Raw genomic sequence first — 13596 nt, forward strand, 5'->3', positions numbered from 1 at the left:
CTTTTACAACAATTCTCAGTTATGATATATTTAAAGTATGATTGATATCAAAAGGGATAAAGCGGTTGTTCTTTTTAGCGGCGGACTAGATTCCTCTACTACACTTAAAATAGCTATAGACGAGGGATTAGATGTTATTCCGCTTACATTTTTTTACAATCAAAGGCATAAGATAGAAATAGAACATGCAAAAAAGATAGTAGAATTTTTTAATATAAAAAATCATATTATAATTAATTTAGACTTTAGTGAAATTAAAGGCTCCGCCTTAGTAGATCTATCAATAGGCGTACCGAAGAACAGAATTAAAAACGACACTGCTAAAAATAAAACCCAACGGAATAATATAGCGGAAACAGGAGAAACGGAAGGCGCCGGCAATGCACGGAGCATAAAACCTGACGATATTCCGATAACTTACGTTCCTGCGAGGAATACTATTTTTTTGTCTTACGCTATAGCCGTTGCGGAAGTTAATATGGCAAGTAATATTTTTATCGGAGCCAACTATATAGACTATAGCGGTTATCCGGATTGTAGGCCGGATTATTTAAGGACTTTTGAAAAAATGGCCAATCTGGCTACAAAGGTATCGGTTACTGGTGAGATCAGTTTTAAAATAAATGCTCCCCTCCTTAAGTTGACTAAGAAAGATATAATTAAAAGAGCACTTGAAATAGGTGTTCCCATCGAACTAACTTACAGCTGCTACGATCCAATAGAAGGGCTGGCGTGCGGGGTGTGCGATTCTTGCATTATAAGACAAAAAGGGTTTAGTCAAGCCGGCGTTATAGACCCGACTAAATATTATAAGCATGGATAAAACAAATAAATCGCGTTATGTTAATTCGGTAACCTCTTTTATGTTAAACACCATAACCGACCTTGTCCAACTAAAACGAGATTTCATTTTATCGAAAACTGCTCCACTCTCTTCGAATCTAGCATTGCCTTTTAGTAAAAAACCAGCGCCTTTGCCCTGAAGTCCCTTAACGTCTTTTGAAGCTACTATCATCTGAACATCACTGCCTTCTTCTACGTTTCTCTGAGTTTTGTTTAGATGCCCCGCGGGAATCAGTAGATAGCTATCATCTACAACTTCGACATAACTGTTCCATGTTGCGGCCATATGAATTCCATCGGTTCCGTGTGTTGCAAAAGTTGCCGGTCCTTCATGTTTTAAGATTTCGATCACTTTTTCGTCAAGCATCAATTGCTCTCCAATTTAATTATTTAATTTTTAGATATTTGATTTACTAGTTATAGTATATCATAATTAGAATTTTTTTTCTTAGCTAGCGTTTATATTTTTCAGAATATCTTCCCCTTACTCCTTTATTCATAATAATATAATTATATTATTGTTCTTTGATTAAAAAAATAAAAGTTATTAATAAAAATGATATTTTGCTTGATTCAAATTTTATTTTGATGTATAAATGAATTATTATTCTGAAATATGAAAGAGAGGTTTTAAATTTTTTATGGAGGTAAGTCTATGAAAAGAAAATTATTAACTCATCGTGATAACGAAACGGGTACTACTACAGACATCTTTAGAGGGTATATCGTCAATAGCATAGGGTTTACCCTTATTGAACTTGTTATGGTCATTCTGCTAATCGGCATTCTGGCGGCCGTCGTATTACCGAAGTTTGTCAACTTAACGGGGCAGGCTAACAAGGCGGCTTCACAGGGCATAATCGGTTCATTGGGAGAAGGTGTAACAACGCAGCTTTCTAAAAATCTGGTCAATAACGATTTATCCACTTACGTAACAGTTACCGGAGCAAACGGTAAAAGTGCAGGTACTGTGGCATTTTTAGGAACATCTCCAACACTCAATGCTGCAGGAGATAACTATTATAAAAACCCGTTTTTAGTATTGCCGAACTATTTAACGCCATCATCCGGATACGGCTCGGGTACGGCTTATAACATTGGAAACCCTATAACTATAGGTTTAACGGTAATACCTTCGGATTCATGGTGGCTTGATTTTGCAGAAGGTACTGCAGTTGGTCCCGGCAGCGTATCGGCACCTATAACATACACTGCCACTTGTGATAACTCTACCACTACTAACAGTAATTATGCGCCACCGAGTTTTGACGTTCCGAACAATGAATACATTCTGCCTTTAGGCAATATTGACTATGTTTATTCGAACGGCTCTACGGTCGACAGTTATGCTTATTATATGGCATATTCGATAAACAACAACATCGACGGGTTTTACTTTGTCCCTTGTCAGTCCTAACCGCATCATCCTATTTGTTCTATTTTAAGATATCCGATTTTAAATCGGATATCTTTCTTATCTTTATTATGCAACATGTTAACACAATAAAACTTGCTCCGCCTTTAACCTCTATGATAAATTCTTAAACATTTAACCGTTACGGTATCGCATAACCACTTTTAATGAAATAGATAAATCGTCACAGAACAGTAGGATGCTTGAAATTCTTGTCGTCTTTGCTTGGATAGTCAATGGTATAGTGCGTACCGCGGGATTCTTTCCTTAAAATAGCAGATGTTATTATCAAACTTGCCACTTCAGCTATATTTCTCAGTTCTAATAGATCCGGCGTAATCTTAAAATTCCAATAATACTCCTTAATTTCAAAGATTAGATTATCTATTCTCCTTTCCGCCCTTTCAAGCCTCTTATCCGAACGAACTATACCGACATAATTCCACATTGCACGTCTCAATTCATCCCAGTTATGGGTAGTAACAATCGTCTCATCGCTATCGCTAAAACCAGAATCTTTCCATTTGGGAAGGGAGTAAGGCATTCCGCCCGATTGTTCGGTTTCTACAAATACATCCGGTTTTAAATCGAGTACATTTTTCTTTAATTTATTTATCCTTTTAAGCATTGGGATGGTTGCTTCGTAAGCCCTTTTAGCAAAAACACACCCTTCCAGTAAGGAATTGCTTGCAAGCCTATTCGCACCATGAAGCCCTGTACAAGCTACTTCACCGATTGCGTAAAGATTATCCATCGAAGTTAAACCGTTTTCGTCAGTCAAAATACCTCCGCAAAGATAGTGAGCGGCAGGAACTACAGGGATATATTCTTTTGATATATCAATACCGAAACTTAAAACCGTTTCAAAAATATCAGGAAATCTTTTTTTTAAAAATTCTCTACTTTTGTGCGTCATATCTAAATATACACATTCATCACCCGTCTTTTTTAATTCTAAATCTATCGTTCTTGCCACTATATCTCTAGGAGCAAGACTCTTCAACGGATGAACTTTATCCATAAAAGGCGTTCCGTCTTTTAACCTCAGCGTGCCTCCTTCCCCCCTTAATGCCTCCGAAATCAAAAAAGATTTCGCCCGAGGATGATATAAAATAGTCGGGTGAAACTGATAAAATTCCATATTCGCAACCTTGGTACCCGCCCTATGTGCCATAGCGATGCCGTCACCGGTTGATATGTTTGGATTGGATGTATATAGAAATACCTTTCCGGCGCCTCCGGTAGCAATAACAACAACATCCGCACTAACCGTTATTACCTTGTTATTGTTTTTATTTAAAAAATATGCTCCAAGGACTCTATTCCTTTTTTTTATTTCTACTTTTAGCTTACGAGTAGTTATTAAATCTATGCCTATATGGTTTTCAAATATTTTTATATTTGACTTTTTTCTTGAGACATCTACTAATGCCCTCTCTATCTCTCTCCCTGTGATATCCCCTGCATGTAGAACCCTTCTCTCCGAGTGCCCGCCTTCCCTTCCAAGGTCAAACTCTTTAATATTTTCCTTATATTTTGCAAAGTTTACGCCCCAGTTTAAAAGATCGTTTACTACACCAGGTCCTTCCCTCACTACCATTCTTACTATATTCTCATCACAAAGACCGTCACCGGCAGTCAAAGTATCGTTTATGTGTTTTCTATAGGAGTCCTTTGTCAGGTTCGTTACAGCAGCAAGCCCACCCTGTGCATAATTGGTATTTGATTCCGCTTCTTCTTTTTTTGTAAATATACCGACAGAAATAGTTTCGTCAAATCTATTCGCGAGAGAAAGACCCGCTATTCCCGAACCTATAATGATAACATTAAAGCGTGCCATGTTTTAAGTTCCACTTCAGAACCGCTTTTCCATTTACACCCGTAATTACAAGTTTTATCCATTTAGCGGCATTATTCATAAATAATTTATTATTTTCTTTATCATAATATATAGGGAATTTTATTATATATTGTTTTGACCAATCAGTAATGTATGGAAAAAATTTTTTCAAAAATACTTTCTTTTGTTTTGGAAGTTTTATGCTAACCGGCAGTACACTCTCTCCTAAATTATTTACTAAATAAACCATCCATATAGAACGGTTTGAATTCAAATCGTTATAAGATTTTTCGGGCGTATAGACTGAAACAAAGAATGTAATATTTTTGCCGAATTTGACGTATGACTTTTTAAGTTTTTTTATAAATACATTCTTGTTTAGAGGATAATATTCTGTATATTCTTTTGTATGAACATATATAAACGGTTTGGTAAAATATGTAGCCCCTATATACATTACAGTATTAAATTTATCGTAAATATCGGCTTTTCTGGTATATTTTTTTAAAGATTGAAGATATATGCTTCTATATCTATCCGACGAAGAAATCGCCGCGTATGAACTTTCTAATTTGGCAGCAGAAGAAATTCCTGTCGAACTTAATGTCGAACATCCCGAAAAATAAAAAGACGTACCGAGCATAAAGAAGGATAAAATAATTAAATAAATATATTTTTTCATTTTAATTTTTACAATAAATTTAAAATTTATTTTTATATCACTATGTCTTCTCTACAAAAAATAGAGTGGAGTCTGACACCGTTTTGCATGAGAAATTCGTTTCCCCCCTCTTGCCTATCGACTATACAAACGGCATCAGTAACTTCATAGCCTTCATTCCTGGCATTTTTTACGGTATTCAGAATAGAACCGCCAGTCGTAACGACATCTTCCACTATGATAATATTTGAACCTTTAGATAAAAATTGTGCCGGCTCAATGAGATTACCTTTTCCATATCCCTTTTTTTCTTTCCTTATAATAACAGACTTTAACGGGTTATCGTCTAAAAAACCTACAATCAGAATTGCAGATATTAAAGGTATGCCGCCTATCGGCACCCCTGCAATCACTGAAAAATTTAAATATTCATTAGACACAATCTCATCATATAACAATCTGCCTATTAGGTATAAATAGCCTCCATCGAAGGAAATACGGCGTAAATCTATATAAAAATCGCTTTTTTTGCCTGAAACTAAGGTAAATTCTTTTTTTTCATAACAAAGAGTCGTTATAGCATTAAGTACTTCCGCTCTCGATTTGTGCTCTTTTCCTCTTCCCATATACCATAAATCCAATTTAAATTTATTTTTTTTATATCTCGCAGTATTATTTCAGGTAATAATGCCGTCCGGTTAAAAAATTTCCTTGCTAAATAGCTTTAACTGATTGTCGTACTGAACCTCATTGTATATTTCTTGAGGATAAATATTTGAAAAACAGGCTTCGCAGAAATTAGCTTTACCCCCTACTGCTCTTCTTAATCCTTCTAATGAAAGAAACTTAGTAGTATTGGCTCCAAGTACAGCATTTATCTCTTCTTCGCTATATTTCGAAGCTATAAGTTCATCTTTAACCGGCGTATCTATTCCATAAAAACAAGGAGCTATAACCATCGGGGAGCTTAACCGCAGGTGAGTTTCTTTTGCCCCTGCAATCTTAAGCATATCTACGATCTTTTTTGACGTCGTACCCCTAACCACGGAGTCGTCAACGACGATAACCCTCTTGCCCTTAATTACATCAAGAACCGGATTAAGCTTTATCTTAACGCCAAAATGCCTTATCGACCTTTTAGGTTCTATAAATGTCCTACCGATATAGTGGTTTCTCGTAAAACCTATTTCAAAATCTATTCCGGACTCCTTTGAAAAACCTAATGCGGCTGGAACACCGGAATCAGGCACAGGTATTACTATATCGGCATTTACCGCCGATTCTTTCGCAAGTTCTTTTCCCATTTGAATACGAAGTTTATATATGGATTTTCCATTGAATAGGCTATCCGGCCTCGAAAAATAGATCAGCTCAAATAGACAACTGGAATTTTTTTCGATCCTAAAAGGATAAAAACTCTTTATTCCATCGTCGCTTACCAATATAACCTCGCCAGGTTTAACATCCCTTATATATTCGGCATTTATTAAATCAAGAGCACAGGTTTCAGAAGCAAAAACAATAGAATTATTAAGTTTTCCCATAACAAGCGGTCTAAAACCAAAGGGATCCCTTGCCGCAATCATTTCTTTTTCGGAAAGAAAAAGAAATGAATAGGCGCCGCTAAGTTTTCTTAAGGAATCTATAACCCTGCCTATGAGAAGATTTTCGGTTGAAGATGCAATTAAGTGTATTACTACCTCGGTATCTGACGTCGAGGAAAATATTGAACCGTTTTCCTCCAGCTCTTCTTTCAACATACGAGAATTTGTGATATTTCCATTATGAACCACGGAAATAGAACCGTAATAATAATCGGCAACAAGGGGCTGAGCATTTTTAACAAGCGTTTCCCCTTCCGTAGAATATCTGACATGTCCTATGGCATTCCTGCCTTTCAGTTGAGATATCGTATTTTCTTTAAATACGTCGTTTACTATGCCGAGGCTTTTATGAAAATAGATATTGTTAGTGTCGGAAGAAGCAATACCGCATGATTCCTGCCCCCTATGCTGAAGAGCATAAAGCCCCAGATATGTGATGTTAGGAGCCTCCTCATTGTTGTATACACCGAATACACCACATTCGTCTTTAATCTCGCCCATTTTTAAATTTAGTTAAACTTAGTTTTTTAAATTTTAATTTTATTTGCTAAGAATATTTTTTATAACCGAATAATATTCTTTCTTTATTTTATCACTTTTTAGTTCTATAGCGCTATTAATTTTTATTACACCTTCTTTTACTATACCTATCATTTCTATGGGTATATCATAAAATGAAGCTTTTTCAAAAAATTCTTTCGGCTTAACTTTATTATTTAATGTCAATACAAAAGCTTGTTCTAACTCTGCAAAGAGAAAAGCGTCTAACCTTGTTTCTTTATCTTTATGCTCTACAACAAATCCTAACGTCTTATCCGGGTTGGTAATAGAACTCTCGGTCAATGCCGTAAATATTCCTCCTTCGCTGATATCGACTGCGCTTTTAATATAACCACCACTTATCATTGACCTCAAACAGTTATGAAGATTGATTTCATAATCCAAATCAATATCCATCGGTTTTTGACGAAAATCTTTATGAAAGTATTCCATATACAAACTACCTCCCAGATCTCCCTTTAGCCTTCCTAGTAAAAAAATTTCGTCACCATCATCCTTAAAATATGGAGTTACGACTCTATCAATATTTTCTATGAATCCTACCATTCCAATTACGGGCGTAGGATAAATTTTAGAAGCCCTACCCCCTTCTTTCCTTGCGGTTTCATTGTAAAAACTGACATTGCCGCTTATAACAGGTGTTTTAAGTTTTATCGCCGCCTCTTTTATGCCTTTTACGGCTTCGCTAAACTGCCACATGGTTTCAGGATCTTCCGGGCTTGCGAAATTAAGGCAATCCGTAACGGCAACCGGGGTCCCGCCGCAAGCAGAAATATTACGGGCGCACTCGACAACCGCCAAAGCACCGCCGACGTAAGGATCTAAATAAGTATATTTAGAATTACCGTTTATATCAAGCAAAAATCCTTTTGTTAATTTATTGCCATTACCTTCATTCTTAATTCTGAGAACTGCAGCGGAAAAACCAGGCGGTACTATAGTATTTGTCCCTATTGTATAATCATATTGAGTAAAAACGGGTCGTTTTGATGCTATATTAGGGTGCATTATTAACCTTGCCGCAATATCATTAATATTTTTAGGGATTTCATAATCATTTATTTTTATCGGTAAAATTTTCTTCAAGTAATCTGGCTTTCTTTTTGGTCTCTCATAGACCGGACAGTTAACTACCATATCAACATCAAATATTTTATAAAGTTTAGATCGATAATAAAATTTTATATTTTTCTCATCTATAACCTCTCCTACTTTTACGCAACTTAATCCCCACTTATCAAAAACAGAACTCAAAACATCAAGATTTTCCCCTCTACACGATAGGAGCATTCTTTCTTGAGATTCAGAAAGCATTATCTCTACGGGGGTCATACCTGGCGTTCTAAGAGGGATAGCATCAAGATCGATCATCATACCATGTCCGCTTTTATCTGCCATTTCAAAAGACGAACTTGTCAAACCTGCTGCTCCCATGTCCTGGATAGATACTATCAATTTCCTATCCATTGCCTCAATGCACGCTTCTAATAATAATTTTTCTGTAAACGGATCGCCTACTTGAACGGTGCTTCTCTTTTTATTCTTCTTTGAATCAAACTCTTCCGAAGCCATGGTGGCACCATGTATTCCGTCCATTCCGGTTGCCGAACCAACATAAACTACTATATTTTCTACCTCGCATTTAGAGGACAAAAAAATCCCCTCCTGTTTCGCTATGCCGATGGTAAAAGCGTTTACGAGTATATTATCATTATAACATTCGTCAAAAACGACTTCCCCGCCTACAGTCGGCACACCCATGCAATTTCCGTAAAACCCTACTCCTTTTACGACTTCGGAAAGATAATATGGTGTTTTAGGGTGCAAATGGCTTCCAAATCTTAACGAATTGAGATTGGCAAGCGGTCTTGCGCCCATAGTAAAAATGTCTCTCATAATTCCACCGACTCCTGTGGCGGAACCCTGAAACGGTTCTATAAAAGACGGATGATTATGACTCTCCATTTTAAAAACAAGTACATCTCCATCGCCAAAATCGACTACTCCGGCATTCTCTCCCGGGCCTATCAAAACCTTATCACCTTTTGAAGGAAGCGTCTGAAGATAAATCTTAGAACTTTTATAAGAACAATGTTCCGACCACATCGCCGAAAATATGCCAAGCTCAAAATCGTCCGGTTCGTGTTTTAATAATTTGCCTATTTCTTTATATTCATCCTGCGACAAACCGAATAATTTATAATTTTTATTTTCAGCTTTTTTATGTTTATTATCTTGTTTTTTCATGTATACACACATTTCACCGTTTACCTTATTTTAACTACTTTCCCTTTATATATTTTATTATGGACTTAAAAATATAACCGCCGTCTTCACTACCCATTAGTTTTTCCGAAGATCTTTCCGGATGAGGCATAAGCCCCATTATATTAAAGTTTTCACCGATAATACCGGCTATATTCAGAAGTGAACCGTTAGGATTAGAATCCTCAGTAGGTTCCCCTGCCGAATTACAGTATTTAAATATGATATTATCGTTTTTATTAAAATCTTGAATTATATCATGTGCGGCAAAATAATTTCCATCATGATGAGCTATCGGCATTCTAAGAATCGAACCTTTCTTTATGTCGCACGTAAAAGGCGTATCGTCTTTCAGTACATTCAGGTAAACATCCTTGCATTCGAATCTCAAAGAATCGTTGGTTAACATAGCACCGGCTAAAAGCCCAGCTTCCAAAAGTATTTGAAAACCGTTACAGATACCAAGTATTATTCCTCCATTAGCGGCATAATCCTTTAAAGACTCCACAATCAGACCTCTTGCCGCGAGGGCACCTGGCCGCAAATAATCTCCATATGAAAAACCCCCGGGGATTACGATAAAATCATAAGAACCCATATCATTAATTTTGTCTTTATGCCATATATATGAGGTATTAAGCCCAAATATATCGTTTAAGACATGATAAACATCAAAGTCACAATTGGAGCCCGGAAAAACGGTAATACCGGCTTTTATACGATTATTATTCATTTTTTATTTTTTATTTCTATATTAAATTCTTCTATCAACGGATTAGAAAGAACTTTTCCTGAAATTTCTTCTATTTCCTCTTCCATTGTGTATGTTTTGCTTTCGGTGGATTTGTTCAATGTGTCCAAATCTATCGTAAGCTCTATGTATTTTCCGATCCTCACGTCTTTAACATTATTATAACCTGAAGATTTAAGGACCGACAAGACAGCTTTGCCTTGAGAATCAAGTACTTCTTCTTTCAACATTACTTTAACAAAGGCTTTTTTTATCATTTTCTCCCCTTCATACGACATCGCTTCTGTCAAATATATAATTTATATATTTATAGTAGTAATTTATATCAAAAGTATTTTCTATCTCATCTAATGTTAAACTCTTTAATACTATTGCGTCTTTCTTTAAAAGGCTTTCAAAGTTAACTCCCGTTTGAATACTTTCGTGAGCCAATTTCTGTACTATTTTATAAGCATCTTCTCTTAATATCCCTTTATTTACGAGCGCCAATAAAACTTTTTGAGAAAAAATTACCCCGTTTGTCAAGCCAATGTTACTGATCATCTTATTTTTATTGACAACTATATTTTCTATCAAGTAAGTCAACCGATCAAGAATATAATATGCCAAAATAGTAGAGTCAGGGCCAATAATTCTTTCCACCGAAGAGTGCGAAATATCCCTTTCGTGCCAAAGCGGAATATTTTCGATAGACGCAATAAGATTAGACCTTAAAATTCTTGAAAGACCGCAAATATTTTCCGAAACAATCGGATTTTTTTTATGCGGCATAGCGGATGATCCTTTTTGTCCGGGAGCAAACGGCTCTTCTAACTCCGAAACCTCGGTTCTCATAAGATGCCTTATCTCAAGGGCTATTTTTTCACAAGATGCTCCAAGCGACGCAAGGGAATAAAAGGCATCTGCGTAAACGTCTCTCTGTATTATCTGATTAGACAAAATAGCTCTCAAATCAAGTCTATCTAATGCTATTTTTTCGATCTCAGGAGGTATATTAGCATATGTCCCTACCGCTCCCGACAGTTTGCCGAGCGAAGCCGATGCCACGGCCTTTTTAATCCTCTCCTCTGCCCTTTTAATTTCTTCATAAAATATAAGAAATTTAAAACCTAAAGTAATGGGTTCTGCATGCATCCCATGTGTTCTTCCCATCATAGGGGTAAATTTATACCTTAATGCTTGTTTTCTTAGAGACTCCTTGAGAATCTCGGTTTTTTTAAGAATAAGATTAAGCGCCTGTCGTAGTATAAGCGAAAATGATGTATCGACAATATCAGAGGACGTAAGGCCAAGATGTATATATCTTGAATTTTCTCCGACATATTCGGCAACGTTTGTTAAAAATGCTATAACATCATGTCTCGTAAGTTGCTCTATCTTTTCAATCTCGTTAACGTTAAATTTAGCATTTCGAATAATTTCTTCAAAAGATGTGTCTGGAATTTTACCGACCTCATGATAAGCAGTACATACGGCAAGCTCAACCTCTAACCATATCCTGTATTTATTTTCCTGCGACCATATTTTTGAAATTTCGGGAAGAGAATATCTTTCTATCAAATTTTAACCTCCATGTAGGTACTGTCAGATATTTATTTTTTAGTTGCAATAGCTATTTTATAAAGACCATGTTCAACACTCAAGCTCATGACATCGACGATACTTGCGACTGTAGATTTCTTATCGGCTTTAATTATTATTGTAGAATTACTGTTTACCGCCTTGATATTTTTCAAAAGTAATGATAACTGCTTTTTCGAAAGTTGTTTATTCTTATAAAATATTTTTCCGGACTTAGCTATATAAATTGTCACCGGCTTTTTAGACGAAGCAAACGACTTTACGCCGGACTTAGGCAGATGCACCTTTATACCATGGTTTGAAGCAAACGTAGTCGTTATCATAAAAAATATTAATAAGGTTAAAAAAACATCTACCATATTAATAACGTTTATGATTGGCTCGGATTTTCTTTTCGCAACAAACTTCATACTAATCTTGCCTTAGCAAAGCTATTTAAGATTTAATCTAAAAAAAATAATAATTCAAATTTATTTTATAAATGATATAACTTTTGATGCAATATCCTCCATTGTAATGCCAAAATTAAAAGCCTTTGAAGCAAAATATTTAAAAAATAAAAATGATATTATAGCGATTATAAGCCCTATTGCAGTAGAGTACAACGCTTCGGAAATACCAAGAGCCAAAAGATGGGGATTAGCAATTCCGTTTCGATATGAAACGGCACTCAATGCTTTAATCATACCTACGACTGTTCCTAAAAGACCTAAGAGCGGAGCTATTGTAGCTATGGCACTCAATCCTTCCAAATTTTTTTCAAGGTCTAAATATGCCCTTTTACCTGATTCCTGAACCTCAAGTTTAATCGTATCAATAGAATTTTTATAATTATCTATAATGGTAAGGTAAATTTTGGCTATTGGAGTCTTCGCCATTACACACATGTCTTTAGCCCTATCAATATCACCGTCCTTTAAATATTTTTCTATGTTAAGCAGAAACTTTTCCGGAAATATCTTTGACTTTCTAAGACTGTAAAACCTTTCTATTACAATAGCAAACATAATAACAGAACATAATATTAAAGGATATAGAAAAAACTCCGTAAGGAGATTTGCCTGATTAAACATAATATTTTACTCTAACCTTTTTGAATTCCTTAGTGCTTTCAAGGGTATCAAAATCTTTTATGCCGGTAAGCAATGATATTTTATTCATTACTATACATGCTTCCTCTTTAGATTTTGAATGTACCATGGTAAATATATTGTATTCCCATTTTCTCGGATACACCGGCCTTAAATAGCAATGGGAAACCTCTTTTAATGAAGACATTATTTTCCCGTTTTTTTCTACTTCTTCCTGTGGCGACTTCCATATACCCATTGCATTATAGCTAAACCCAGCTTTTTGATGATATAAGACGCAAGCAAATCTGCGCATTTTTTTATCTGATATAAAATCTTTTATAGTATCTAATAGTTTTTCCTGAGTAATTCCTAAATTAGTCGACAAATCCTCAAATGGCTCCGGCTTAATTTCAATGTCCTTTTGAAGCTCTCTTATACACGCCTTTTCGAAATCGGTAATTTTAATATCGGAATCATTTTTAAAATCATCATGAGAAAAGAACTTAAAAGATGATGTTTCCCCGCCCGTCATATCAAAATTGACGCCTATTTTAAATAACCTTAATGTAGGAAGAATTAAATAATCCAAGGCGTTAGATTGTATACTCAGGGTTTCAATCTCGTCTTCAAGTTTTTGTTCAGAAGGCAGGGTTATAGTAAACCATATATTATATTCGTTATTTCTTAGATAATTATGACTGACACCATTATGGGAATTAATAATGTTTGCGACAAAATCCGTCATATCATCGCTTACCTTAAACGCTGCAAGCGTACTTTTATATCCGATATTATGAGAATCGAATATAGCACTAATCTGCCTTATAATTTTATTTTCTTTTAATTCTAATATTCTATTTATGACCTCTTGCTCTGAAATACCTATATAATTAGCAATTTCTAGAAACGGACGAATAGAAATAGGAAAATTAGTCTGAAGCGCATTTAATATCTTTCTATCCGTAAATTCTAGTTCCATTTTTTTACAGTTGAATGAGCAATT

The 13596-nt window shown here is 35.4% G+C and carries 14 protein-coding genes; 2 read left to right on the top strand and 12 right to left on the bottom strand.

Translation table 11 applies throughout. The features are described from left to right. The first annotated feature begins 37 nt into the window (after window positions 1-37). The gene (gene queC / locus ACMCNP_RS01000) at window positions 38-823 is read left to right on the top strand and encodes a 7-cyano-7-deazaguanine synthase QueC (RefSeq protein ID WP_419312607.1); all 786 of its coding nucleotides are present in this window, start codon (window positions 38-40) and stop codon (window positions 821-823) included. A gap of 15 nt (window positions 824-838) precedes the next feature. Here the strand turns inward: queC and ACMCNP_RS01005 are convergent, their stop codons facing one another. Next, the gene (locus ACMCNP_RS01005) at window positions 839-1210 is read right to left on the bottom strand and encodes a pyridoxamine 5'-phosphate oxidase family protein (RefSeq protein WP_419312610.1); all 372 of its coding nucleotides are present in this window, start codon (window positions 1208-1210) and stop codon (window positions 839-841) included. Window positions 1211-1498: 288 nt separating this feature from the next. On the opposite strand from ACMCNP_RS01005, the gene ACMCNP_RS01010 reads away from it, so the two are divergent. Next, window positions 1499-2260 (top strand): type II secretion system protein, encoded by a 762-nt coding sequence (locus tag ACMCNP_RS01010; protein WP_419312613.1) that lies wholly within the window; start codon window positions 1499-1501, stop codon window positions 2258-2260. A gap of 181 nt (window positions 2261-2441) precedes the next feature. Here ACMCNP_RS01010 and nadB read toward each other — a convergent pair whose 3' ends face one another. From nadB to ahbA, 11 genes are all read right to left on the bottom strand, one after another. Next, complete coding sequence (gene nadB, locus ACMCNP_RS01015) at window positions 2442-4097, bottom strand: L-aspartate oxidase (RefSeq protein WP_419312616.1); 1656 nt, start codon at window positions 4095-4097, stop codon at window positions 2442-2444. Then, on the bottom strand, window positions 4084-4779 hold the full coding sequence (locus tag ACMCNP_RS01020; RefSeq protein WP_419312619.1) for a hypothetical protein: 696 nt from the start codon (window positions 4777-4779) through the stop codon (window positions 4084-4086). Before ACMCNP_RS01020 ends, nadB begins: the two co-directional genes overlap by 14 nt. A gap of 32 nt (window positions 4780-4811) precedes the next feature. Beyond that, window positions 4812-5384, bottom strand: a complete 573-nt coding sequence (gene pyrE / locus ACMCNP_RS01025) for an orotate phosphoribosyltransferase (protein WP_419312622.1) — start codon at window positions 5382-5384, stop codon at window positions 4812-4814. Window positions 5385-5456: 72 nt separating this feature from the next. Beyond that, window positions 5457-6863 carry an amidophosphoribosyltransferase gene (gene purF / locus ACMCNP_RS01030; RefSeq protein WP_419312625.1) on the bottom strand — a complete coding sequence of 469 codons (1407 nt, stop codon included), beginning with the start codon at window positions 6861-6863 and terminating at the stop codon, window positions 5457-5459. 39 nt (window positions 6864-6902) lie between these two features. Then, window positions 6903-9170, bottom strand: a complete 2268-nt coding sequence (gene purL / locus ACMCNP_RS01035; protein WP_419312628.1) for a phosphoribosylformylglycinamidine synthase subunit PurL — start codon at window positions 9168-9170, stop codon at window positions 6903-6905. A gap of 34 nt (window positions 9171-9204) precedes the next feature. Beyond that, complete coding sequence (gene purQ, locus ACMCNP_RS01040; RefSeq protein WP_419312631.1) at window positions 9205-9921, bottom strand: phosphoribosylformylglycinamidine synthase I; 717 nt, start codon at window positions 9919-9921, stop codon at window positions 9205-9207. After that, complete coding sequence (gene purS / locus ACMCNP_RS01045) at window positions 9918-10196, bottom strand: phosphoribosylformylglycinamidine synthase subunit PurS (RefSeq protein WP_419312634.1); 279 nt, start codon at window positions 10194-10196, stop codon at window positions 9918-9920. The genes purQ and purS overlap by 4 nt, the downstream gene beginning before the upstream one ends. A 10-nt stretch (window positions 10197-10206) precedes the next feature. Further along, window positions 10207-11499 (bottom strand): adenylosuccinate lyase, encoded by a 1293-nt coding sequence (purB, locus tag ACMCNP_RS01050; protein WP_419312637.1) that lies wholly within the window; start codon window positions 11497-11499, stop codon window positions 10207-10209. A gap of 32 nt (window positions 11500-11531) precedes the next feature. Next, window positions 11532-11930: an ExbD/TolR family protein gene (locus ACMCNP_RS01055; RefSeq protein ID WP_419312639.1), complete on the bottom strand. Its 399-nt coding sequence runs from the start codon at window positions 11928-11930 to the stop codon at window positions 11532-11534. 60 nt (window positions 11931-11990) lie between these two features. After that, the gene (locus ACMCNP_RS01060) at window positions 11991-12527 is read right to left on the bottom strand and encodes a MotA/TolQ/ExbB proton channel family protein (protein WP_419312642.1); all 537 of its coding nucleotides are present in this window, start codon (window positions 12525-12527) and stop codon (window positions 11991-11993) included. A gap of 58 nt (window positions 12528-12585) precedes the next feature. Then, window positions 12586-13572, bottom strand: a complete 987-nt coding sequence (gene ahbA, locus ACMCNP_RS01065) for a siroheme decarboxylase subunit alpha (protein WP_419312644.1) — start codon at window positions 13570-13572, stop codon at window positions 12586-12588. Between the last annotated feature and the right edge of the window lie 24 nt (window positions 13573-13596).

The organism is Candidatus Acidulodesulfobacterium sp. H_13, assembly GCF_048541835.1.
GTDB lineage: Bacteria > SZUA-79 > SZUA-79 > Acidulodesulfobacterales > Acidulodesulfobacteraceae > QIJE01.

What these genes read in the sequence shown, in the direction of transcription:
- ahbA (WP_419312644.1), bottom strand. Translation starts at nt 13,572, where the DNA reads ATGGAACTAGAATTTACGGATAGAAAGATATTAAATGCGCTTCAGACT.
- ACMCNP_RS01020 (WP_419312619.1), bottom strand. Translation starts at nt 4,779, where the DNA reads ATGAAAAAATATATTTATTTAATTATTTTATCCTTCTTTATGCTCGGT.
- ACMCNP_RS01055 (WP_419312639.1), bottom strand. Translation starts at nt 11,930, where the DNA reads ATGAAGTTTGTTGCGAAAAGAAAATCCGAGCCAATCATAAACGTTATT.
- purL (WP_419312628.1), bottom strand. Translation starts at nt 9,170, where the DNA reads ATGAAAAAACAAGATAATAAACATAAAAAAGCTGAAAATAAAAATTAT.
- ACMCNP_RS01060 (WP_419312642.1), bottom strand. Translation starts at nt 12,527, where the DNA reads ATGTTTGCTATTGTAATAGAAAGGTTTTACAGTCTTAGAAAGTCAAAG.
- pyrE (WP_419312622.1), bottom strand. Translation starts at nt 5,384, where the DNA reads ATGGGAAGAGGAAAAGAGCACAAATCGAGAGCGGAAGTACTTAATGCT.
- purF (WP_419312625.1), bottom strand. Translation starts at nt 6,863, where the DNA reads ATGGGCGAGATTAAAGACGAATGTGGTGTATTCGGTGTATACAACAAT.
- ACMCNP_RS01010 (WP_419312613.1), top strand. Translation starts at nt 1,499, where the DNA reads ATGAAAAGAAAATTATTAACTCATCGTGATAACGAAACGGGTACTACT.
- queC (WP_419312607.1), top strand. Translation starts at nt 38, where the DNA reads ATGATTGATATCAAAAGGGATAAAGCGGTTGTTCTTTTTAGCGGCGGA.
- purS (WP_419312634.1), bottom strand. Translation starts at nt 10,196, where the DNA reads ATGATAAAAAAAGCCTTTGTTAAAGTAATGTTGAAAGAAGAAGTACTT.
- nadB (WP_419312616.1), bottom strand. Translation starts at nt 4,097, where the DNA reads ATGGCACGCTTTAATGTTATCATTATAGGTTCGGGAATAGCGGGTCTT.
- purQ (WP_419312631.1), bottom strand. Translation starts at nt 9,921, where the DNA reads ATGAATAATAATCGTATAAAAGCCGGTATTACCGTTTTTCCGGGCTCC.
- ACMCNP_RS01005 (WP_419312610.1), bottom strand. Translation starts at nt 1,210, where the DNA reads ATGCTTGACGAAAAAGTGATCGAAATCTTAAAACATGAAGGACCGGCA.